Below are 21588 nucleotides of genomic sequence, written 5' to 3' on the forward strand. Positions count from 1 at the left end.
CTGGGCCGGTTTCGGCTCTACTCAGACAGGAGAACACCACCATGAATCCCGTTGCCGATCTCATCGTCAACTTTCAAGACCTCGTTGCCCAGGTGCCCGCATTTGTGCAGCCATTCATCATCATGCTGGCGGCTACGGTTCCGTTCATCGAAGGCGAAGTGGGCGCGCTCATCGGCGTGGCCGGCGGCATCAACCCCTTCATCGCGGCCGCCGCAGCCATGATCGGCAACTTTGCCGCGGTCGTCGGCGTGGTCGCGGTCACCTCGCGAACGCGAGAATTCGCGCTCGCTCGCCGCAACGGCGCAGGATCATCGGTGTTGACCGAGGAGCGACCCGAACCGCAGAAGCCGCAGTCGAAGGGCCGACAGCGTTTCGCGCGCTGGGTCGTTCGCTTCGGCGTGCCCGGAGCGAGCATCCTGGGCCCGCTCGCGATTCCGACGCAGTTCATGTCGGCCATGCTCGTCGCGTCAGGCACTCCGAAAGGCTGGGTGCTGCTCTGGCAGGGTGTCGCGATCATCTTCTGGACGGTGCTGGCGACCGTTCTCGCGTGGCTCGCGCTCGTCACCTTGGGAGTCTGATGATGCAGAACGACCCAGACGCCGTCGCCGACACCACCGCTACCGATCATCCGACCCTGGCCGAAGAACTGCTGCTGGTGTTGTTCCAGCCCTCCTCGGGCACGTTCGCGGGCGAGAACCTCCTGTTCTATGCGCTCGCTGGTGCCATGCTGGCTGACCTCGCTATCGAGGAACGCGTCACGGCCACGAGCGAGATATCGATGCTGGCGAAAGTGGATGCTATTGCCGACGCCGCGCCCGATGACCCGCTGCTGCTCTCGGCATGGCAATACGTCGCCCAGAAGCCGCGCAACGTGCAAACGGTGCTCGCGGCCATCGGCCCCACCTTGCGCGCGCCGGTGTTGCAGCGGCTCATTGACCGCGGCGACCTCGTCGAGCGAAAACGAAAGGTACTCGGCGTCTTCCCGTCGAAGAAGCTGTCGCTGGGCTACACGGGTCGACGTGAGGCGCTGATCGCGGGCGTATACGACGTACTCGTCGACGGGGCGGAACCGACGCCCCGCATCGCCGCGCTCATCGCGCTCGTGTACGGAGCGGGCGTGCTGTCGCACCTTCACCGCGAGATTCCGTGGAACTCTGTGGCGATCACGCGGGCCGAAGAGCTCAAGCAAGGAAACTGGGGCGCTGAAGCCGCCTCGCAGGCTGTCGCGCGCACGATGGCGGCGATGATCGCGAACAGCTTCGTCGTCACGACGACGATCGCGTCGCGCTGAGTTGCGGGTGCTCGAGGTGATGGCACCCGGTGCGGCGTCGACACTTTCTAGCGCCGCGATCGTGCGCGTCATGTCTGGCCTCGTGGGGTGACCGTGCACGCGCACTCCCTGCGACGTGACCTCGACGAGCAGCCAGCCCCAGATTGCGCGCGGCGAGGCGTCGTCGCCGTCGATGACCATGAGGCGCGAGCCGGCCGCGACAGCGTTGACGGCCGCGGCGATTTGCCCCTGCCTCGATCGTCATCTCTTTGGCAGGATCGACCCACGGTCCGCGAAGGGAAAGACACCATGCGCTACACCCTGCTCATGCACTACCCCGACATGTCGGCCGACGACCTCGGCCCCGAGGCACTCGCGGAGGGCATGGCCCCTTCGCCGACTCGCGCGAGCAGCTCGGCGGCACCGTCGTGATCGACGTGGCCGACCTCGATGCCGCGCTGCGCTCGCCGCTGCACGTGCGGCGCGGGAGTCGTACGGCCGCTTGCTCGCACTCGTCGCCAGTTCGACGCGCGATCTTCATCTGGCAGAGGATGCTCTCGCCCACGCCCTCGAACGCGCACTGCGCTCGTGGCCCGAGTCGGGGGTCGTCGATGTCGAGGCGCTCGACCGGCTCTGCCGAGGGCTTAGTGCGATCGCGCCTACGCGCGGTGCACTCGAGGCGCATGCAGCGCTGGAGGAAAGGCTCATGAACTGACCCCAAGAGGTGAGTTTTCATAGCGAAGTTCTTTCGCTATGACTCCCGAAACGAGGGGTTTCGCTGATAATCTGCTGACAAATCTCCCTCGCACGAAATGAGCCCCGCCTTGCGTCGATTCCCCCGCGCCTCCGTCACCCTGACCGCCAGTGGCATCGCTCTCGCAGCACTGCTCGCGCCGGCCGCCGTCGCGTCCGCTGCGCCTGTCGTCTACCCGGCCGTCGTTGACGAAGGAATCACCGCCGTGTCGGCCTTCCCGAACTACGAGCTCGAGGTCGACTGCGACGCCTTCCTCGCGCAGTACGACATCGACGAGCTCGGTTTCTATGCCGAGCTCTACCATGTGCCCGGCGGATCGCTGACGATCACCTTCGATTGCGAACTTCTGGGCGACGACTTCGACGTTTCAGACCTCGCTGATGTCGACTCTCCGTCGTCGATCGGAGTGAACCCGTCAGACGGCAGCACGGTCGTGACAATTGAGCCGAACACTGACTTCAGCGTCAACTGGCCTGAAGACGAGGGCTACTTCGAGGTCGAGTACTACCTGACCGCATCCCTCGACAACCCCGGCGGCTCGCTGCTGCACGAGCTCGACGCCAGCCACGCCGGTTCGAGCGGACCGATCGCGAACTTCGCTACCGGTGAAGACGGCCCGGTGTACGACTGCGTGGACGACGGTGCCAAGCCCTACGTGACCCAGGTCTTCACGGTGCTCACCGCGGGCACGTACACGTTCCGCGTCACCGGTTACACGCCGTACGAGGGCGGCCTGTACTACGACTACACGCCCACCGGCGACGGCACCCCGCCGAACCCGTGGGGCACCTACAACCCTTTCTCTGACCCGGCGCTCGTGCTCTACAGCACCTTCGACCCTGCCAACACCGACGCCGGGTTCATCGACTGCAACGATGACAGCGAGGCGATCGACACCTTGATCGACGAAGAGTTCGACTACGCCGGCGGCGCCCGAGACAGTCAGAACCGCTTCCTCGACGAGTACTTCTCCGAACTCATCGTCGACCTCGAGCCCGGCACCTACACGCTCGTGACGATCCCCTACGACGAGAACGACGTGCCCGACATCCCGCTCGACGATGCCGACACCAAGTTCGACTCGGCCTTTGTCATCGACGACCTCGGCCCGATGACCACCCAGGCTGAGATCTGGGGTCAGCCCGGCGGACTCGTGCTTGGTGCGCAGCTCGCCGCGACGGGCGCTGCCACTACCGGGGCGTTCGGTCTCGCCGCAATCGCGGCGCTGCTGCTCGTGCTCGGTGTCGTGGGAGTTGTCGTTCGGCGACGAACCGCCTGAGTTCGTCGACGCAACGTCACCGCGCCCGCAAAACGCCTTCGAGCAGTCGCCGCACGACGCCCAGCTGCGTGCGCATGTGCGATGGCTCGCCGGTCGACCGAGAGAGCAGGAATGCGCCCTCGAAGGTCACAAAGACGTGATCAGCTAGCGCATCCAGGTCTCCGAGGTCGACTGCGGCCGACGCGGCGGCCGCAGTGAGCAGGTCAACGATCTCGTGCCGCCACGCCTCGATGGCGCGGTTGATCGACTGAGCCGTGCCGTGCGTGATGAGCTGCTGCTCAGTGAGCACCGAGATGTAGAGGCAGCTGCTCTGCTCTTCCATCAACTCGTCGGCTCCGTCCTCGAAGAATCTCATGAAGGCGATGAGTCGATCGACGGGGTCGACAATGTCGCTGGTGGCAACGAGTGCACCATTCAGCACGGCGATATCGGCCTCGACATACCGCTCGGTCAACGCCTGCGCCAGATCGAACTTCGACGCGAAATGGTGAAAAAACGCGCCCTTCGACGTGCCTGCCGCTGCGATGACCTGGTCGAGCGAGGTGGCGGCGAACCCGTTCTCGATGACCAGGTGCGTGGCCGATTCGAGAATGCGTTCGCGGTTGATGGTTCCATCTTTCGGCATGGTCCATTTGTATCAGACCAGACAGTCTGCTAGAACTAGACCAAACAGTCTGATTACGAACAGAGGAGACACCATGACTGCGACGACGAGCACCTCATGGCTTTCCGGTCGCTACATCAGCGACGGCGGGCTCGAGACCGGGCTCATCTACGACCACGGGGTCGACCTGCCCGAGTTCGCCGCCTTCCCGTTGCTCGACGATGCGTCGGGCCGCGAAGTGCTGCGCGCCTACTACGACAGCTACGCCGCGGTCGCGCGACGAGCGGGAACCGGACTCACCCTCGAGTCGCCGACCTGGCGGGCGAACCCCGACTGGGGAGCCAAGCTCGGCTACGACCGTGCGGCGCTCGATCGCGTCAATCGGGTCGCAGTCGAGTTCTTGCACGAGTTGCGCGACTCGTACAGCGACATTCACGACGTGCGCATCATCGGCGCCATCGGCCCCCGCGGTGACGGCTACGTCGCTGGCGAGAGGGTCGACCCCGCCGAGGCGGCCGACTACCACCGCGGTCAGGTCGAGGCCTTCGCGGCTGCGGGTGCCGATGCGGTGGGCGCCTATACGCTGACGGGAACGGAGGAGGGCATCGGCATTGCGCGCGCGGGCCGGGAGGCCGAAATCACTGTCTTGATCGGCTTCACGGTCGAGACCGACGGCCGTCTGCCCGACGGCACGCCGCTGGCCGAGGCTGTGACGCGAGTCGACAACGACGCGACACCCGCTGGGTTCATCATCAACTGCGCCCACCCCACCCACATCGCCCCTGGATTCGACGAGGGGGAGTGGCTGAGCCGCATCGTGAAGCTGAGCCCCAACGCTTCGACTCTCACCCACGCTGAGCTTGACGAGGCCACCGAGCTCGACGCCGGCGACCTCGACCTGCTGAGCACGTCATACGACGAGTTGACGAAGCAGCTTCCTAACCTCGCCGTGATGGGTGGATGCTGCGGTACCGGGCCCGAGCACATCGCGGTTCTCGTCGGCGTCTGACAGCACGTCGGACAGGTGCGGCAGAATGGCCGCGTGCCAGCATCCCGCACCGGTCGAGCGCCGGCCTACGACTTCGCCGCCCTGCTCTGGGAGTGGGAGGGCAAGGCGGCCTGGTTCTTCGTGACCGTGCCCGTTGACATCAGCGACGAGATTGACGCGCGCACCGAAGGCTTCACCAACGGGTTCGGCAGTGTGCGGGTGCGCGTGCGTATCGGCGGCAGTGAGTGGATGACAAGCCTCTTTCCTGACTCGAAGCGCCAGGCCTATCTGCTGCCCATCAAGAAGGCAGTGCGGCAGGCCGAGGGGCTCGACGATGGCAGCACCGCGCAGGTCGGCATCGAACTGGCCGACTTCTCGTGAGGCACGCCTTCTTCTTTCGCGCCGTCAACGTCGGCGGCACCGCGAAGCTGCCGATGGCCGAGCTACGCGCTCTCGCCGTCGAGCTCGGAGCCACCGAGGTGCAGACCTACATCGCGTCGGGCAACCTCATCGCCACGCCACCGGGCGACCCGCTGGCCTTCGCCGAGCAGCTGGAGGCCGACGTCGAGTCGCGCTTCGGGTTTCGTCGCGAGGTCATCGTGCGTGGTGCGGCGGCGCTGCGCGCGGCGCGGGATGCGCATCCGTTCTCGATCGTCGACCCTCGCTTCTCGTACCTGATCCCGCTGAGCGCGGTGCCCGAGTCGGCCGCGCACGAGAAGGCCGCCGAGGTGCCCGCAGGCGCCGACGAGTGGGCGCTGATCGGCGACGACCTGCACGTGCGCTACGAGCACGGCGCTGGCAGTGCCGAGCTCGACGTCGCCCGATTGCTGCGCGCGCTCGACGTCGTCGGCACGGCGCGCAACCTGCGCACGGTCGACGCCGTGCTTGCCCTGCTCGGCTAGCGCGTGCGGCGCTTCGGCGCGGTCTCGAGCTGAGAGCCCGGGGCATCCCACGTCTTGATGATCGCCCAGGCCGTTGCGGCGATCGGCACCGACAGCACCGCACCGACGATGCCGCCAAGAATCGTGCCCGCGCTCAAGGCGAGCAAGATCACGAGCGGGTGCAGCTTGAGCGATTGCGCCATGACGACGGGCTGCAAGAAGTTGCCCTCGAGCTGGTTGACGACGATGACGGCGATGAGCACGATGAGCGCGATGATCGGCCCGTTGGCGACGAGGGCGACGAGCGTGGCGAGAATACCCGCGAGCGTCGCGCCCACGAGCGGAATAAAGGCCGTGATGAAGACGATGACGGCGAGCGGCAGGGCCAACGGCACCTGCAGAATGACCAGCACGATTCCGATGCCGAGCGCGTCGACGAGCGCGACGATCGACGTGCCGCGAATGTAACCGCCGAGCGTGGTGACGGCCGTGCGGCCGACGCGCTCTCCGCGGGCCTTGCGCACGCCGTCGAAGCGATGCAAGAAGAACGCCCAGATGCGGTCGCCGTCTTTCAGGAAGAAGAACAAGATCACCAAGAAGAGAATGAACCCCGTGGCGAACTCGCCCACCGCGACGACGCCCGTCAACGCCCCCGAGCCGAATTGGGCGCTCGTGAGAAAGTCGACGGCTTGGTCGCGCAGCTCTTCGAAGTCGACGTCGTCGAGCGGTAGCGGCAGGGTCTGCACCCACGCCAGTAGCTTGTCGAATCCGGTCTGCGCCTGCTCCCACAATTCTGCCCATTGGCTGCGCACCGCGAACACGATCGCCGTGATGATGCCGCCGAAGATGAGCAGCGAGCCGAGCAGGGTGATCCACGCCGCGGCCATGGCGGGAAGGCCGCGGTTGCGCATCCACGAAATCACGGGGCTGAACGCCGAGGCGATGATGATCGCGAGCAGCAGAGGAATGACCGCGATGCGCAGCTGGATCAGCGCGTAGACCACGATGCTCGCGAGCGCCAGCACGAGCAGAATCTGCAGGCTGCGCGTGCCCGCGACGCCGAGGCGGTCTGTCCACATGCTGCGCATGGTGGGCGCTGTCGGGCTGGCGGGGGGCACAGGCTCGGTGCGGCGTCGAAAGAACATGCGGCGAATTCCTTTGGGTCGCGAGATCAGCTGCGAGCATCCAGCGGATGCCCGCCCAGCCTACGCGCAGGCTCTCGCCGAGCTTCCGGCCTTGACGACTTCGAGCGGGCGCGCTACAGCGGCAGGCAGAGGTGCGCCCACTGGCCGCCGGCGATCGTGCCCCACTGCAGCAGGTTGACGACGGGCGAGCCGTCGGTGAGGGCGAAGACGTACATCGAGTCGCTGTCGGGGTCATCGACGGTGATGCGGGTCATCGGCCCGACGCTGATGTCTTCGTAGGCATCGACGACGGCGCCGGGATACGCGGCGAGCACCTCGGCTTGCGTGGAACCGACGCCAACGCCCTCGGGGTTGCGGGGCATCGGGGCGCTGCCGCCCGAGAAGTCTTGCGTGTAGAAGAACAGAATGCCGGGGTCGACGCCCTCGGGGTCGGTGAACGCGTAGGTCCAGGCGTCAGGCGAGTGCTCTTCGACCTGGGCGTACCAGGGGCATTCAGCGATTCCCGTCACGGGCGAGCCGAACTGCGTGCTGAACGTGGCGAAGTCGGCGGCGCCAAGCTGACCGCCGCGAAAGTAGGTGAAGCCGAAGTCGGCAAGCGCTTCGGGCTCGGTCTCGGCCGTCGGCGTGACCGTGACGGTGACGGTCGGGGCCGGGGTCTCCGCCGCAGGCGGTGCGGGGGTGGCACACCCCGCAAGCACGATGGCGGTGACGAGGGCGAGGGTGGTAGCGGCGATGCGAACAGTCATGGTCTGCCTCTGATCGGCGGCGCGGGCCCAGACGAGCCCCGAGCGCAATCTAGTCGTGAAGCGTCGGGCGCGATAGAGAGCCACGGCCCGCTTTGCGCGGTCGGCTAGCCTCTGACCATGACCGCCCACCCTCGCGTGCTCATCGTCGTCGACCCGCAGAAGGCCTTCGCCGACCCCGCATGGGGGCCGCGCGACAACCCCGACGCCGAAGCCAACATCGTGCGCCTGCTCGACGCCTGGCGGGCGGCTGCGCTGCCGATCGTGCTCGTGCGGCACGACTCGAATCAGCCCGCATCACCGCTGGCGCCGGGCGCCTCAGGCAACGCCTTCCACGAGGGGGTCGATGGCCCGCACGACCTGCTCGTCACCAAGCACGTCAACTCGGCCTTCTACGGCGACCCCGATCTGCACGCGTGGCTGCAGAACGCGGGTGCGACCTCCGTGACGATCTGCGGCATCACGACCGATCACTGCTGCTCGACCACCGCGCGCATGGCCGGCAACCTCGGCTACGACGTCGACTTCGTGCTCGACGCGACCCACTGCCATGACCGCGCGCTGCCCGACGGAACGGTGATCCCTGCCGAGCAGGTTGCGCGGGCCGCGGCCGCGAGCCTGCACGGCGAGTTCGCGACCGTCGTCACGACCGAACAGGCGATCGCCGGGCTGGCCGGGGCGCGCGCATGAGCGGGTCGAGCGCACCGCGGCAGAGCGCGAGCATCCTTCCCCGCACTCTGCCCGGCGCGGCGCGGTGGTCAGGCCGTCTGATCTGCGTGCTCACCCTCGTCGATCTCTTCAATGAGCTTGTCGCAGAACGCGGGCAGGTCGTCGGGGGTGCGGCTCGACACGAGCCCCGCGTCGACGACGACCTCTTCGTCGACCCACTCGGCCCCCGCATTGACGAGGTCGGTGCGCAGGCTCGGGTAGCTTGTGAGCTCGCGACCGCGCACGACGTCGGCCTCGATCATGACCCAGGCGCCGTGGCAGATGACGCCGACGGGCTTGTGCTGCTCGAAGAATGCACGCGTGAAGTCGACCGAGTCAGCATCCATGCGCATATGGTCGGCGTTGACGACGCCGCCGGGCAGCACGAGTGCGTCGAAGGCGTCGGCGTCGCTCTCGCCCACCGGCTGGTCGACCGACTGGGTGTGGCCGTTCTTGCCGGTCACCGAGCCCCCGGCCGGCGAGACGAGCACCGCCGCGGCGCCAGCGGCCGTGACGGCCTGCCACGGAGCAGTGAGCTCGCTGTCTTCGAAACCGTCGGTGAGCAGAAAGGCGACGCTCTTGCCGCTGAGGTCGTAGGTCATGGTGTTGTTCCCTTCGTGAGGTGTCGTCGGTGGGGGAGGTGCCCACGGTAAGAGTGTTTGCACTGACCCGTCACCCCGTTGACACGCTCTCCCAGCGGTACTAGCAAGGGCGTCACCGCCCCTCAGATCTCGTGCCCGCCGTCTTTGCAGCGCGCAGCCCAACGGTGTGCCGCGTTTGGCTCTGGGGGCGTCTCGGCTCTACCGTGTGAATCCATGGCCGCCAGGGGGAGCACGAGCGACGAGACGTTCGCGACGGTGCTCGCCGCCGCGAAAGCGGGGGCGAGCTGGGCGTGCACGCGACTATGGAACGACCACGCCCCGGCAGTGGGCGCATTCGCGCAGGCTCGCGGTTCGCGCGAGCCCGATGACCTCACGAGCGAAGTCTTTCTCGCGGTGTTCGACCGACTCGCGACCTTTCGCGGCGATGCTGACGCGTTCAGGTCGTTCGTGTTCTCGATCGCCTACCGACGACTCGTCGATGAGCTGCGCATGCGCGGCCGACGCGGCGAGACGGTAGAGCTAGTCGAGGCCGAAGACCCGCGGCGGGCATCCAGCGCTGAAGACGAAGCGACGACGCGAATGGGCGACGTGCACGCTCACGCCCTGCTCATGGCGCTGCCCGCAGACCAGCGCGACGTCATCGTGCTGCGCATCGTCGCCGACCTCACCGTCGAGCAGGTGGCCGAGGTGGTGGGCAAGCGCCCAGGGGCGGTCAATGCCCTGCAGCGGCGGGCACTCGAAAGGCTGCGCAAGAACTTCGACGCCACCCGTACCCCTGAAGCCCCTTCGAGCGATAGCGCAGAGTGAGATGAGAAAGCACACGTTCACCGATGCCGAGGCGCAGCAGCTGCTCTCGGGCGAGACCCCTGCGGGCCGCCCCGAGCTGGCAGGGCTCGCAGCCTCGATCGCCGACGTGCGCCGTGCATCTCTCGAGGTCGCACCGCAGCCTTCCGTTGCGCTCGCGTCTTACCTCGAACAGCCGGCGCTGGGGGTCAGCGCGGGCGCAGAACCGACACGACTCAAGGGGATCAAGAAGATGGTTGCATCGATTGCAGGGCTCGGGATCGCCGCGAAGGTGGCCGCAGCATCGGGCGTGCTCGTCCTCGGACTCGCAGGAGTGGGCGCCGCGGGCGCTCTGCCCGGCCCCGCGCAAGACGCGTTCGATGATGTGGTCTCGACGATCATCGTGACCGACGACGAAGGCACCGACGACGGGCTCGTCGACGAGTGCACGGTCGACGACGGCGCGAGCGAGGGCACCGATGGCGGAGCTCTCGAGAGCACCGTCGACGAGGGCATGGAGGAGGGCGCCGAAGACGGCACCGACGACGGCACCGTCGAGTGCGTGGGCGATGAGCCCGCTTTGCCGGTCGGCTCGAAGGAGTTCAGCGCGTGGGTCGTTCAAGGCGCGCAAGACCCCGACAAGGTCGGTGCGGAGTTCGGCGCTGAGGTGTCGGAGCAGGCTCGCGAACTGCGCGAAGAAAAGGCCGACGAGCGCGCCGAAAACGGCACCGGCAACGGCGGGGCCAGCAACGGCTTCGGCAACGGCGGTCGCGGCGGCGAGACTGACGACACCGACGGCACCGAGGATGCGCCCCGCGAGGGCGGCAAGCCCGAGGGCGTGGGCGGCGGGCGTCCGTAAGACTGCATGGCGAGAACGCTGCTGACACGCGTTCGCGATAGCGGCCCCACACTTCGGGTGTGTGGGGCCGTTGTCGTTTCTGCGCGCTACTCGCGCAACCGCACGAGCCGGGTCTGCGTCGACTCATCAAGCTCGACAATGTTGGCGCGCGACTTCAGAAAACTGGTGAACGAGCTGTAGCCGAGGGCCTTCTCGTTGAAGGCGGGGTCGAGGCGCTTCATCTGCTGCTTGAGTGCCGAGGCATGCGCCCAATCAGTGTCGTCGGCTTCGTGCACGAGGCGCAGGGCGCGCACGAGCAGAGCACTCGCGGCGCGCTTAGTCGTCGCCGTCTCGCTCGACGAGTCAGCAGCGGACTCGGGAGGAGTGCTCGTCGCGGCGGCTTTCGAGGCGCGGCGCGAGGTCTTCGCGGGCGCCGACTTCTCGTCGGCTGCGGCGTCGGGCGCCACGTCGAGTTCGGCGGCGATGTGGGCGGCGGGGCGGATTCCCGGCAGCGAGTCGTAGTCGGCGAACTCGTTGCACGCAGCCTTGAGGCTCTTGCTCGTGCCGCCCGCGACTCCGATACCGACGATGTAGCGGCCGAGGCGCTTGGCGCGTTGGGCGAGGGCGATGTAGTCGCTGTCGCCGGCCGCGATGACGACGTGCGTGATGTCGGGCAGCCGGAAGAGGTCTTCGACGACGTCGACCGACAGTCTGATGTCGGCACCGTTCTTCATCTGCTGCGTCGCCGGAAAGAGCTGGGTCAAGTCAACGGCGCGCTCCATGAGCTGGCCCTGGTAGCTCGCGTTGACGCCGATCGACCAGTCGGCGTAGGCGCGCGAGAGCACGATCGTGCCGAAGCTCGATGCGAAGTCGAGAATGGCGCTGATGTCGACCTCGGCGTGCTTGAGCCGGGCGGCGATCTCGTCGGTCGCCCCCGCGAGCCCCGCGGGCAGACGGTAGACGTTGTCTTTGCGCCACGCACTTCGCCCGTGAATCTGGTCGTAGCGCGAGATGACGATGTTGTCGAAGTCGATGTAGACCGCGACGCGGCCTTCGCCTGGTTCTGCCATGGGTCGCCTCCTTCTGAGTCGGGACCCGGTCACCCCATCCTGTCAGGGTCTGCGGCGGCGCGAGCGGGGCGCGCTCAGGGCTTCGGGTCGAGAGCGTCGTACTCGCGCAGCCCGCGATACACCCGCAGACTCACGGCCGCGGCCACGATGATGACGACACCACCGAGCAGCGGCGGAAACCACAACAGCGCGGTCAGACTCAGCACGCCGACATAGAGGTCGCCGATGCGCGGCCCGCCCGTGACGACGACCGTGAACAGCCCTTGCAGTCGCCCGCGCATGATGTCGGGCACAGCGGCCTGAATCATTGTTGTGCGATAGATCATGCTCACGGTGTCGGCCGCACCTGCGAAGGCCAGCAGCACCGAGGCGGCCACGAGCGCCGGAAGGTTCGCCTGCGTGATGTCGGTGCCGACCTCGATCGGCAGGGTCGAGACGATGAGCAGCACCACGCCGAACAGCAGAATGCTGGCGCCGTAGGCGGCGACCGAGTAGACGATGCCGCGCCCGTGCGCTCGCACCCCGCCGACGCGACCCGAGAGCAGACCGAGCACGAGCATGCCCACCGCGCTGGCTGCCGACAGAATGCCGACGGTGATCGCCCCGCCGCCAATGAGCAGTGCACCTACCGCCGGGAAGAGCACGCGCGGGTTGCCGAACGTCATGGCGAAGACGTCGAGCACGAACGAGGCGCGAATGTTCGGTGCGATGCGCAGAAACTGCCAGCCCTCGATCACCGAGCGGATGCCCGGCCGCCGTCGGTCGCCGTCAGGGATCATCGCGGGCAGCGTGTAGAGCCCGAGGAACGCGGCGAAGAACAAAGCGACGTCGACGGTGTACGTCCAGCTGAAGCCGAGGTAGGCGACCGACAGCCCGGCGAGCGCCGGCCCGACGGTCAGTTGCACACCGGCGCTGATGCCGCCGAGCGCGCCCGCCGCGGGCAGCAGCTCGATGCGCACGAGCGTCGCGACCATCGCGTGCCGAGCGACCGCGACCATCGTGGCCGCGACGGTGTTGACGGTGATGAGCGCGTAGAGCGGCCAGATCTCGGGCACGCCGAGCCAGCTGTAGACCGCGATCGCAGCGGTCGACCCCCACGCGACGAACGCGGCAATGAGTGCGACCTTGCGGCGGTCGAACGAGTCGGCGAGCACGCCGCCGTAGAGCCCGAAGGCCACCATTGGCACGAGCGCGAACGCCGCGACGAGCGAAACCGCGAGGGTCGAGGCGGTGCGGTCGTAGATGTCGAGCCCGACCGCGACGATGGTCATCTGGCTGCCGATGCCGGTAATCGCCGCGCCCGCCCACATGCGCGCGAACGCGGGGCTCTCGCGCAACGGTCGCACGTCGACGAGGTGACCACGTCGAGCGGCGTGCGAGGGGGCGGTCACAAACGTTCAGCGTACGCCGCTGAACCTGACTATCGAGACAACGTCTCTGCGTACTCGTCGTAGTGCACGCCCGTGAGCTGCTCAGAGGTGTCCCACAGCATCACGGCCGCCGTCGCGTCGCGCGCACCGCGAGGCAGGCGCGCGGGCGCGGGCTCACCGCGCACCTCGAGAAAGCCGTTCGGCCCGTAGTACCCGCCGGGCGTTGCGTCAGGGCTCGTCGCCGCGTGCAGCGAGGGCAAGATTCCGGTGTCGACGCCCTGCATGAACCGCGCGTAGCGCTTCTCTTGCGCGGCACTCGGAGCCTTGCCGTCGCGCGGTCCGGTCGACTGCAGGTTGGTCTTCGTGCCGCCCGGGTGCGCTGCCGTGCTCGTGATGCCCCAACCCTCGAGGTCGCTGCGACGCTGCAGCTCGCGCGCGAAGGCGAGGTTGGCGAGCTTCGAGAGCCCGTACGCGCCCCAGGCGCTGTACTTCTTCTCGGCGTTCAGGTTGTCCCACTGCCAGCGCCCGGCGTTCGCGGCGAGGCTGCTCGTCGAGACGACGCGCGGCGCCTCAGCGCGCTGCAGGGCTGGCAGCAGCAGGCCCGTGAAGGCGAACGGCCCGAGGTGGTTGCTGCCGAACTGCAGCTCGAAACCCTCGGCCGTCTCGCGGCGGTCGGGCACGGCCATGATCCCGGCGTTGTTGATGAGGATGTCGATGCCGCGGTCGTCGTCGAGCAGGCTGTGCGCCGCCGCACGCACGCTCTCGAGCGACGCGAGGTCGAGGTCGAGCAACCGCAGGTTCGCGTCAGGATGCTGGGCGAGCAGCCGCTCGCGAGCATCCTCACCCTTTGCGCGGTTGCGCACCGCCATGACCACCTCGGCGCCCGCCTCCGCGAGTCGGCCAGTCAGGCCGAAGCCAAGGCCGCTGTTGGCGCCGGTGACGACGGCGAGGCGACCGGTCAGGTTCGGAACGGTGGTGTCGAGGGCAATGCGAGGCATGACGTCTCCGAAGTCGTGGTGAGTACTGTCATCACACCATTCGGAGCCGGGCTGAACCTGAGGGCGGTCAGCGTTTCGAACGAGAAGACCGGTCGGCTACAGACCGGTGCAGAGGTGCGACCACTGACCGCCGGCGTCGGGGCCCCACTGCAGCATGTTGATCACCCCGGGGTGCGACGAGTCACTCGCGAAGACGTACACAGAGTCGGTGTTGGGTCTGCGCACGGTGAACGTCACGATGTCGCCCGGGCCCTCGGCGAACTCCACTGCTTCGACAGCGCCCGGATACGCAGCCCGAATCTCGTCGTGGGTGCTCCCCACCCCCACGCCCTCAGGGTTACGGGGCATGCCGGGCGGCACGACCTCGTCGCCCGAGATCGTGTAGAAGAACCGCACGTTGGGCTCGAGGTCGGTGCGGCCGAAGAAGTCGGTGTCGAATTTCGCCGAGGTCGAGCTGTACTCGCTGTGGTTCTCGAGAATCGGGTACCAGGGGCACTCCTCGAACTCGGCAGCGAGTCCGCCCAGGGCGGTGCCGACCGCGTCTGCGTCGGCGAGCTCGAGCGACGCGGCGCGGAACCGATCGATGTCGAAGTCGGCGAGCGCCTCGGAGGTCGGCGTCGGGCTCGGGGTGCTCTCGACCGCCTGAGTCGGCTCGACGGAGGGCTCGGTCGCCGCAGGCTCGGTGGGTGTGCACCCGCCCACGAACAGCAAGGCAGCTGCCGCGAACGCGATCATCGCCGACCGACCGGCCGTCAACCTGTGGGGGGTCATGGGGTGATTGTAAAGCGACCCCAGCACGCCCGGCCAGCACTATTCTGACCGTGGAACCCTCGACGCCAGGGGGATATTCGCTGACCGGGAGGGGAGGCACGGCTCATCGACACCCGCCGTCTCGCTTGGGAGCAGCGCACAACCCCCGTGCTCGCCATCTTCGGCGTGCTGTTCTTTGTCGCCTACTCGGTCTTCGTGCTCGTGACCGACCCGGCCGATTGGCTCATCGTGGTGCTGGCAGTCGTCGGCATCGCCACCTGGGCGGCCTTCGCCCTCGATCTCGTCGCGCGTATCGCACTCTCTGATCGCGGGCGCCGGTGGCGGTTCGTGTTCACTCACCCGATCGACGTGCTGTCGGTCTTCGTTCCACTCTTCCGCGCGCTACGCGTCGCCGACCTCTTGCGGCACATTCCCGTTCTCAATGGCAAGAGCGGGGCCTCGGTGCGAGGTTCTGTCATCGCGCACGCTCTCACCTACGCCGTCGTCTTCGTCTACGTCATTGCGCTGGCGACACTGCAGGTCGAGCGTGACGCAGTCGACGCGACGATCACGACGTTCGGCGACGCGCTGTGGTGGGCCGTCGTGACGATCGCCACGGTCGGCTACGGAGACACCTACCCGGTCACCGCCACGGGGCGGTTTCTCGCCGTCATGCTGATGGGCGGCGGCATCATCATCGTCGGCACGACCTCGGCGATCGTGGTGTCGTACATCACCGAGCGCATTGCCGCGAACCGCGCGGCGAGTGCCGATCAGCCGCCGAGCAACGAGTCTTCGGCCTCGTAGTCGAACCACCCTGCGGCGCCGTATCGGTCGGCGAGGGCCGGAAAGCGCTCGCGCCAGTCGGTGTCGGCTACTTCGCCCAGCATCCAGTCGATCGCCGGGCCGATGGTCGTGCGGTGGCTACCCGTGGGCGCGTACCCCAACTCATCGCGAGCCGCCTGCATGCTCAGAACGACCGGCGTGGGTACTGCCCACGGGTGGCTTCCGACCTCGCCCGCGGCCTCGCGTGGCAGCAGGTCGAACTCGGCTTCGTGGCCGAGATGGGCGAACACCGCCTGGCCGATTTCGAGGGCGGTCGGCCCCGGTTCGTCAGCGGCGTTGAGAATGCGGGTGGCCGGATGCTCTGCCGCCAGCCGCACGAGCTCGGCGATCACGGCCGTAGACGTGGTGGCGAATCGGCTCTCGCCCATGTCGGTCAGGGGTACACGTCGACGGCCGTCGAGCGCGCGCTTGATGAAGTACCACTCGCGCAGCGCCGGCGACTCGGGGCCGTGGATCGCGCCGGGGCGCAGCACCGTGACGGGTAGCCCGTCGACGCCGAGCAGCGCGCGCTCGAGTGCCGACTTCTGCGTCGAGTAGCCCTCGCGCTCGTCGGTGACGGTGGGGTGCTGCTCGGTGACGGGCACCGCCAGCAGCGGAAAGTCGTCGGGGCCCGTCGCGATGTCCATCCACGTGCCGTTGCTGCCGAGGTACACCGAGGCGGTCGAGATGACCACGAGTGATCCGAGCTCGCCGACCAGTCGCGCGTAGGGCTCGGCATCAGCCGGGCTGAAGGCGATGCAGTCGAGCACGAGGTCGTGGCCGCGGGCGAGCTCGGCGAGAGCATGCGGTTCGCTGCGATCGAGCGTGACCGTCTCGACCTCGCCGGCCAGATCGCGGGGGAGGGGTCGCGTGCCCCTATGCGCGATGGTCACGCGATAGCCGAGTGCGAGCAGGCGTCGGGCACTCGCGGTGCCGATCTGGCCAGAGCCGCCGACGAGCAGCGCGGTCTTCTGCATGCCGACACTCTAGGCGCTAGATTCGCTGTCGAGCCCACGAATCGAGGAGCACCCATGGCTGCCACACCCCTCACCCGCAACCAGACGCAGAGCGCCGTGATCGCGGGCGCCGTCGCGCACACGATCTTTCAGACCGGATGGTTCGCGTTCGGCATGTCGCTCGCGGCACTCATCGCCGCCTCACTCTTCGGGGGCCTCGTCGGCGCCATCTCGAACACGCTCGGCGGTGAGGACGCCAACGCCGTTCTCGCGGCGATCGGTGCAGGCTCTGACATCTTGTTCTGGATCGTCATCGCTTTTCTGATCGGCAGTCTCATTCTCATCGGTCTGTCGATTCTGGTGAGCGGGTGGATGCTCTCGGCCGCGGGTCAGCACCGCCCCTGGCGCACGACTATGGCCGCCATCGGTGTCGCGGCTCTCGTCGACATCGCGCTCTTCTGGATCTATCTCGGCATCGCCAACCTGCTCACCGACAGCGGCATCGCCGGCCCGGTTCTGCTGACCCCGGTGATCGCCCTTGTCGGCGGCATTCTCGTGGGCTCGCTGCTCTGGTGGCTCATGGCCCTCGCGAACCGCGAGAAGCTGCCCGCGGTCGTCGTCGCCGCCGACAGCTCGTCGGTCGCAGCCCTCACGCCCGAGGGTGCGGCCGCCGTCGAGGCCGGCCCGAGCACGCTGGCCACCCCCGAGCCTGCCGACGACGCGACGGCGGTGCCGGTAGAGGCCAAGAAGCCAGCCTCGCGCAAGAAGAGCTAGCGCACCACCTCGCCGAGCAGGCGCGTGAGTTCGTCGCGCATCTGCTCGCTCGTGATGCTGCGCTCGCCGTCACCCGACTGGGCTCCGTAGTCGCCGAACGCGGCGTGGTTCGCCCCCTCGATGACGACGAACTGCGCGTCGGCGGGTAGCAGCGGTGCCGCGCCCTCGATCGTGGCGAGGTCGCTCAGCAGATCGTTCTCGCCCGCGATGCTCAGCACCGTCAGCCCCGACTGGCTCAGATCGTTAGCACAGTAGCTACCAAAGAGCACGAGCCCCTCGAGGTCGGTGCCGGGCGTCATGAGGCATGCGCGCACCCCGCCGAGCGAGTGGCCGCCGACGAACCAGCGGTCGACCTCGGGGGCGGCGGTCGTGAAGTCTTCGACCCCGCGCGTGTCGAAGAACGCGAGGTTCAGCGTCGGCTTCGTGATGAGCACCGTCACGCCGTGTTCTTCGACGACGCCGCTCAACTGGAACAGGTAGGCGTGGGGCTCGACGCGCGCCCCGGGCACGAAGATAAGCCCAACCGGGTCGCTGGCCAGATCGATGCTGTCGCCGACCGGCTGCATCAGAATTCCCTCGTCGACCGTTGTCACTGAGATGTCGCCGTTGCGGAACACCTCGAGCGTCGCGCCGCGATCAGCACGGTAGGGCGTGTTCGCCCAGATCAAGAAGCCGAAGACGACGACGAGCAGGGCGCCGAGGGCGCCGAGTCCGATCGCCCGCACTCGGCGTCGAGCGGGGCCGGCTGGGCGGTGACGAGACTGAGCAGCAGCGGGGGAGGTCATGCGCCATTATTGCGGCGAGAACTGGCACAATGGGCTCATCATGAACATTCTCGCCGTGATCGTTTCCATCGCCCTCTTCGTGGCGTCGTTCGTGCTCTTCGCGTATGCGTTCGCGGTGCCGGAAGAGTTCGCGGCGCTGACCTTCTTCATCGGCATCATGTCGGTGACTCTGTCGATGGCGATTCCGTTCAACATCTTGGGTCACCGCGAACGCTGACAGGCCTCCTTTATGCGGTCGGAGTGCCGGCCTTAGGCGGTCGGAGTGCCGGCCTTAGGCGGTCTTGAGGATGTTGGCTGTGAACGCGGTCACACGCTGCTGCAGCCCCGCTGCGCGGCGCGCGATGAGCTCGTCGCGGTGCAGGTTCAACTCGCTCGTCGCCGGCAGAATGCGGATCATGATCGAGCACGCCAGGTCGGTGCAGATGTAGGTGCCGATCGAGTTGCCGTCACGGCCGGCTTCGCCACCGCGCGGGGCGCTGAACATGACCACTTGCGTCGAAGGCTGCGGGGTGTGACAGAGCGAGCACATCGCGCCGATGCCGGGGCGCAGCGGTGAACTCGCAGCGCGCACCATGATGCCGACGGGCCGGTCGTCGACCCAGTGCACGATGTAGCCGCGGGCAGAACCGGCGGGGTCGCGCCAGCCCAGAAACTCGCGGTCGCTCCACACGGTCTCGTGCAGGCCCGGCAGGGTCATCCGTTCGATCTCGGCGTTGCTCGCGTTCACGAACGAGGCCCGAATCTGCTCGGCGGTCAGTTCTCTCATCGCTCTTCAGCGTACGTCACCGACCTGCAGCCGCGTCGCTAGCATGGCGCCATGGCTTCGTTGCCCCGTGCCCTGCAACCTTTCGCGACCGGTCAGTATCGACTGCTCGCGATCGCTCTCGTGCTCTCGCTGTTCGGCACCGGAGTCTGGCTCGTTGCGGTCGTATGGCAGGTGATCGAGCTCGGGGGTACGCCCATCGATCTGTCGATCGTCGCGACGGGAGGCAGCATCGGTCTCGTGCTCGCCGTGTTGCTGGGCGGGGTGGCGGCCGACCGCATTCCGCAGAAGCGCATTCTCACCGTCGTCGAAACCGTGAAGGCGCTCTCGATGGCCGCGGTCGCGGTGCTCGCGCTCACCGAGTCGATCGAGGTCTGGCACCTCGCGGTCGTGTCGCTGCTGCTCGGCATGGCCGACGGCTTCTTCTACCCCGCATACTCCGCGTGGCTGCCCGCGCTGCTGCCGGCCGACGAGCTGCTCGCGGCCAACGGAATCGAGGGCGTGCTGCGGCCCGCGGTCATGCAGGCGGCGGGGCCCGCGGCGGCGAGTGCGGCCATCGCCATCCTGTCTCCGGGGCTCGGATTCGCGATCGTTGCCGTGACGCAGGGCCTTGCCGCGGTGCTGCTCGGCCTCATGCGCACGACAGCGGTGCGCCGCGAGGCCGACGATGAACCGGTGCACGCGCTGCGGGCGGTGTTCATCGACGTGCGCGATGGCGTGCGGTACATGGTGCGCACGCGCTGGCTGCTCGCGACTTTGCTCTACTCGGCGCTGCTCGTGCTGGTGATCATGGGGCCGATCGAGGTGCTGCTGCCGTTCGCCGTGCGCGACCAGACCGGCGGCGGGGCAGGAGCCTTCGCCCTCGCCCTCGCGGCCTTCGGCGTCGGCGGCGCTCTCGGCTCGATAGCGGTCGCCTCGATGCGCCTGCCGCGCCGGTATCTCACGATCATGATCGCCGCGTGGGGTCTCGGATGCGCGCCTCTCGTCGTCATCGGAATCACCGACCAGCTCTGGCTCATGGTCGTGGCCCTGTTCGTGTGCGGCGTGCTGTTCTCGGGCGCCACCGTCATCTGGGGAACCCTGCTGCAACGCCGCGTGCCGCCCGCCATGCTCGGTCGGGTCTCGAGCCTCGACTTCTTCGTGTCGCTGCTGTTCATGCCCATCTCGATGGCGATTGCGGGCCCCGTCGGCGAGCTCATCGGCATCCCCGTCGCCTTCTTGGCCGCCGGCACGATTCCCGTCGTGCTCGCCGTGCTCACCCTGCTCATCGCCCGGCTCGGGCCCGACGAGCTCGCGCACCCGCTCACCGACACCGAGATCGTCGTGTCGACCGAGACCGGGCCGATCGTGACGGGTGCGGGTGCGGCCACCGGCCGGCAACGCCCGGTCGACGAAGAAAACCCCGTCGCGTAGTCGTTTCGTCACCGGCCGTTCATGACGCACAGCCGATGGTCGGCTGGCGTGCGGGCGATGCACTGCTGGTGCACGGGCTTACGGCAGGCGGCAGGCCGCAGAGTGAGAGCACTCGGGCAGCACGCTCCGAGCGGGCGCCCCTGAGGCGCCGTCATCCTCATCGCTAGAGAAGAGACCCCCATGGCCACCATCGTCGAAACCGCCGTCAGCGCCGGTTCGTTCACCACCCTCGTCGCCGCCGTCGGCGCTGCCGGACTCGTCGACACGCTCAACGGAGAGGGCCCCTTCACGGTCTTCGCCCCCACCGACGACGCGTTCGCCGCGCTGCCCGAGGGCACCGTCGAGGGCCTGCTCGCCGACATTCCGGCGCTCACCTCGATCCTCACCTTCCACGTGGTTCCTGGTGCCGTGCACGCCGCCGACCTCAGCGATGGCATGAGGGCCGCCACGGTCAACGGCGCCGAGCTCACGGTCGACCTGACCGACGGTGTGAAGATCAACGGCGCGAACGTCGTCACGGCTGACATCGTGTGCGACAACGGCGTGATTCACGTCATCGACGCGGTGCTGCTGCCGTAGTCACGACGCGCAACGCGCGAACGGGGCGGCCCCTTCTGGGGCCGCCCCGTTCTGCGTGGGGAGAGGTCGGGGCGCTCGGCGCCCCGCATCCACTGCCTGTTCGAACTGCGCTGTCTAGGCCTGCAGCGCGAACTGCGCGTCGATCGTCAGCGTGACGTCGTCGCCGAGCAAGAAGCCGCCGGTCTCGATCGCCGCGTTCCAGCTGACCCCGAAGTCGTGGCGGTTGATCACGGCGGTGCCGCTCGCGGCCGCCTTGGTGTTGCCCCAGGGGTCGGTCGCGATGCCGCCGAACTCGCCCTTCAGTGTGATCGGCTTGGTCACGCCGCGCAGCGTGAGGTCGCCGTCGAGCAAGAACTGGTCGCCGTCAACGCGCAGGCCGGTCGACACGAACGTCATGGTCGGGTACTGCTCGGGAGCGAAGAAGTCGTTGGTGCGCAAGTGAGCGTCGCGGTCGGCGTTGTTGGTGTTGATCGAGGCGACCTCGACCGTGACCGTGACGCTCGACTCGGCGGGGTTCTCGGCAGCGATCACGGTGGCGTCGAAGCGCTCGAACACGCCGCGCACCTTGCTGATGGCGAGGTGGCGCACGCTGAAGCCAATCTCGGTGTGCGTGGGGTCGATGACCCAGGTGCCGGCGCGGTAGCCCGGAATGGTGTCGGCGGTGATGGTGGTCACGAGGGGTTCTCCTTCGTCGTGGGCGGTCTGAGCCG

General features: G+C 67.8%; 27 protein-coding genes and 1 pseudogene. 16 read left to right on the forward strand and 12 right to left on the reverse strand.

The genetic code is table 11. The annotated features are described in order from the left end of the window. Positions 1-41 precede the first annotated feature (41 nt). The 5 genes and pseudogenes from KL788_RS13425 (at position 42) to KL788_RS13445 (ending at position 3303) form a co-directional block, all read left to right on the forward strand. Positions 42-578 (forward strand): small multidrug efflux protein, encoded by a 537-nt coding sequence (locus KL788_RS13425; RefSeq protein ID WP_293172751.1) that lies wholly within the window; start codon positions 42-44, stop codon positions 576-578. Next, positions 578-1291, forward strand: coding sequence for a GOLPH3/VPS74 family protein (locus KL788_RS13430; protein WP_293172754.1), 714 nt, complete (start codon positions 578-580; stop codon positions 1289-1291). Before KL788_RS13425 ends, KL788_RS13430 begins: the two co-directional genes overlap by 1 nt. Positions 1292-1539: 248 nt before the next feature. Continuing rightward, positions 1540-1695, forward strand: a pseudogene (locus KL788_RS13435) (hypothetical protein); the annotation flags it as partial. A gap of 77 nt (positions 1696-1772) precedes the next feature. Further along, complete coding sequence (locus KL788_RS13440; protein WP_293173371.1) at positions 1773-1985, forward strand: hypothetical protein; 213 nt, start codon at positions 1773-1775, stop codon at positions 1983-1985. A 97-nt stretch (positions 1986-2082) separates the two neighbouring features. Next, positions 2083-3303, forward strand: a complete 1221-nt coding sequence (locus tag KL788_RS13445; RefSeq protein ID WP_293172757.1) for a hypothetical protein — start codon at positions 2083-2085, stop codon at positions 3301-3303. Between the two features lie 16 nt (positions 3304-3319). On the opposite strand, the gene KL788_RS13450 is transcribed toward KL788_RS13445, so the two are convergent. Beyond that, a complete protein-coding gene (locus tag KL788_RS13450) occupies positions 3320-3928 on the reverse strand; it encodes a TetR/AcrR family transcriptional regulator (protein WP_293172760.1) in 609 nt (202 codons plus the stop codon). Positions 3929-4001: 73 nt separating this feature from the next. Between KL788_RS13450 and KL788_RS13455 the strand changes: the two genes are divergently transcribed. From KL788_RS13455 to KL788_RS13465, 3 genes are read left to right on the forward strand one after another with little or no spacing between them, the layout of a single operon-like run. After that, positions 4002-4916: a homocysteine S-methyltransferase family protein gene (locus KL788_RS13455; protein ID WP_293172763.1), complete on the forward strand. Its 915-nt coding sequence runs from the start codon at positions 4002-4004 to the stop codon at positions 4914-4916. Between the two features lie 33 nt (positions 4917-4949). Next, positions 4950-5276 (forward strand): DUF1905 domain-containing protein, encoded by a 327-nt coding sequence (locus KL788_RS13460; protein WP_293172766.1) that lies wholly within the window; start codon positions 4950-4952, stop codon positions 5274-5276. After that, entirely contained in the window at positions 5273-5797 is a 525-nt protein-coding gene (locus KL788_RS13465) for a DUF1697 domain-containing protein (RefSeq protein ID WP_293172769.1), read from the forward strand. Before KL788_RS13460 ends, KL788_RS13465 begins: the two co-directional genes overlap by 4 nt. Here KL788_RS13465 and KL788_RS13470 read toward each other — a convergent pair. Then, complete coding sequence (locus tag KL788_RS13470) at positions 5794-6855, reverse strand: AI-2E family transporter (RefSeq protein WP_293172772.1); 1062 nt, start codon at positions 6853-6855, stop codon at positions 5794-5796. The genes KL788_RS13465 and KL788_RS13470 overlap by 4 nt on opposite strands. A gap of 179 nt (positions 6856-7034) precedes the next feature. Continuing rightward, on the reverse strand, positions 7035-7667 hold the full coding sequence (locus tag KL788_RS13475; protein ID WP_293172775.1) for a hypothetical protein: 633 nt from the start codon (positions 7665-7667) through the stop codon (positions 7035-7037). Positions 7668-7784: 117 nt separating this feature from the next. Between KL788_RS13475 and KL788_RS13480 the strand changes: the two genes are divergently transcribed. After that, the gene (locus KL788_RS13480) at positions 7785-8354 is read left to right on the forward strand and encodes a cysteine hydrolase family protein (protein WP_293172778.1); all 570 of its coding nucleotides are present in this window, start codon (positions 7785-7787) and stop codon (positions 8352-8354) included. Positions 8355-8422: 68 nt separating this feature from the next. Here the strand turns inward: KL788_RS13480 and KL788_RS13485 are convergent, their stop codons facing one another. Further along, positions 8423-8974 carry a type 1 glutamine amidotransferase domain-containing protein gene (locus KL788_RS13485; protein WP_293172781.1) on the reverse strand — a complete coding sequence of 184 codons (552 nt, stop codon included), beginning with the start codon at positions 8972-8974 and terminating at the stop codon, positions 8423-8425. A 213-nt stretch (positions 8975-9187) separates the two neighbouring features. On the opposite strand from KL788_RS13485, the gene KL788_RS13490 reads away from it, so the two are divergent. Both KL788_RS13490 and KL788_RS13495 read left to right on the forward strand, forming a co-directional pair. Beyond that, a complete protein-coding gene (locus KL788_RS13490) occupies positions 9188-9781 on the forward strand; it encodes an RNA polymerase sigma factor (protein WP_293172784.1) in 594 nt (197 codons plus the stop codon). A gap of 1 nt (position 9782) precedes the next feature. Continuing rightward, on the forward strand, positions 9783-10616 hold the full coding sequence (locus tag KL788_RS13495; protein ID WP_293172787.1) for a hypothetical protein: 834 nt from the start codon (positions 9783-9785) through the stop codon (positions 10614-10616). An 86-nt stretch (positions 10617-10702) separates the two neighbouring features. Here the strand turns inward: KL788_RS13495 and KL788_RS13500 are convergent, their stop codons facing one another. The 4 genes from KL788_RS13500 to KL788_RS13515 all read right to left on the reverse strand — a co-directional run bounded on the left by KL788_RS13500 (position 10703) and on the right by KL788_RS13515 (position 14804). Beyond that, positions 10703-11665 carry an NYN domain-containing protein gene (locus tag KL788_RS13500; RefSeq protein ID WP_293172790.1) on the reverse strand — a complete coding sequence of 321 codons (963 nt, stop codon included), beginning with the start codon at positions 11663-11665 and terminating at the stop codon, positions 10703-10705. A gap of 74 nt (positions 11666-11739) precedes the next feature. Continuing rightward, a complete protein-coding gene (locus KL788_RS13505) occupies positions 11740-13056 on the reverse strand; it encodes an MFS transporter (RefSeq protein WP_293172792.1) in 1317 nt (438 codons plus the stop codon). 29 nt (positions 13057-13085) lie between these two features. Further along, positions 13086-14033 (reverse strand): SDR family oxidoreductase, encoded by a 948-nt coding sequence (locus tag KL788_RS13510; protein ID WP_293172795.1) that lies wholly within the window; start codon positions 14031-14033, stop codon positions 13086-13088. 96 nt (positions 14034-14129) lie between these two features. Continuing rightward, positions 14130-14804 carry a hypothetical protein gene (locus tag KL788_RS13515; protein ID WP_293172798.1) on the reverse strand — a complete coding sequence of 225 codons (675 nt, stop codon included), beginning with the start codon at positions 14802-14804 and terminating at the stop codon, positions 14130-14132. A gap of 147 nt (positions 14805-14951) precedes the next feature. Here KL788_RS13515 and KL788_RS13520 point away from each other — a divergent pair, with 147 nt between their 5' ends. After that, the gene (locus KL788_RS13520) at positions 14952-15590 is read left to right on the forward strand and encodes a potassium channel family protein (RefSeq protein WP_293172801.1); all 639 of its coding nucleotides are present in this window, start codon (positions 14952-14954) and stop codon (positions 15588-15590) included. On the opposite strand, the gene KL788_RS13525 is transcribed toward KL788_RS13520, so the two are convergent. Further along, positions 15557-16585 carry an NAD-dependent epimerase/dehydratase family protein gene (locus tag KL788_RS13525; RefSeq protein ID WP_293172804.1) on the reverse strand — a complete coding sequence of 343 codons (1029 nt, stop codon included), beginning with the start codon at positions 16583-16585 and terminating at the stop codon, positions 15557-15559. The genes KL788_RS13520 and KL788_RS13525 overlap by 34 nt on opposite strands. A 54-nt stretch (positions 16586-16639) precedes the next feature. On the opposite strand from KL788_RS13525, the gene KL788_RS13530 reads away from it, so the two are divergent. Further along, the gene (locus KL788_RS13530) at positions 16640-17338 is read left to right on the forward strand and encodes a hypothetical protein (RefSeq protein WP_293172807.1); all 699 of its coding nucleotides are present in this window, start codon (positions 16640-16642) and stop codon (positions 17336-17338) included. On the opposite strand, the gene KL788_RS13535 is transcribed toward KL788_RS13530, so the two are convergent. After that, complete coding sequence (locus tag KL788_RS13535; RefSeq protein ID WP_293172810.1) at positions 17335-18123, reverse strand: alpha/beta hydrolase; 789 nt, start codon at positions 18121-18123, stop codon at positions 17335-17337. The two genes, KL788_RS13530 and KL788_RS13535, sit on opposite strands and share 4 nt — an antisense overlap. A 40-nt stretch (positions 18124-18163) precedes the next feature. On the opposite strand from KL788_RS13535, the gene KL788_RS13540 reads away from it, so the two are divergent. Further along, positions 18164-18340: a hypothetical protein gene (locus KL788_RS13540; RefSeq protein WP_293172813.1), complete on the forward strand. Its 177-nt coding sequence runs from the start codon at positions 18164-18166 to the stop codon at positions 18338-18340. 54 nt (positions 18341-18394) lie between these two features. On the opposite strand, the gene KL788_RS13545 is transcribed toward KL788_RS13540, so the two are convergent. Continuing rightward, the gene (locus tag KL788_RS13545) at positions 18395-18889 is read right to left on the reverse strand and encodes an FBP domain-containing protein (RefSeq protein WP_293172816.1); all 495 of its coding nucleotides are present in this window, start codon (positions 18887-18889) and stop codon (positions 18395-18397) included. Between the two features lie 51 nt (positions 18890-18940). On the opposite strand from KL788_RS13545, the gene KL788_RS13550 reads away from it, so the two are divergent. Then, positions 18941-20299 (forward strand): MFS transporter, encoded by a 1359-nt coding sequence (locus tag KL788_RS13550; protein ID WP_293172819.1) that lies wholly within the window; start codon positions 18941-18943, stop codon positions 20297-20299. A gap of 180 nt (positions 20300-20479) precedes the next feature. Continuing rightward, complete coding sequence (locus KL788_RS13555; RefSeq protein WP_293172822.1) at positions 20480-20878, forward strand: fasciclin domain-containing protein; 399 nt, start codon at positions 20480-20482, stop codon at positions 20876-20878. A 114-nt stretch (positions 20879-20992) separates the two neighbouring features. Here the strand turns inward: KL788_RS13555 and KL788_RS13560 are convergent, their stop codons facing one another. After that, positions 20993-21544 carry a YceI family protein gene (locus KL788_RS13560; RefSeq protein WP_293173365.1) on the reverse strand — a complete coding sequence of 184 codons (552 nt, stop codon included), beginning with the start codon at positions 21542-21544 and terminating at the stop codon, positions 20993-20995. Positions 21545-21588 lie beyond the last annotated feature (44 nt).

It is taken from the genome of Microcella sp., from assembly GCF_019739195.1.
Lineage (GTDB): Bacteria > Actinomycetota > Actinomycetes > Actinomycetales > Microbacteriaceae > Microcella.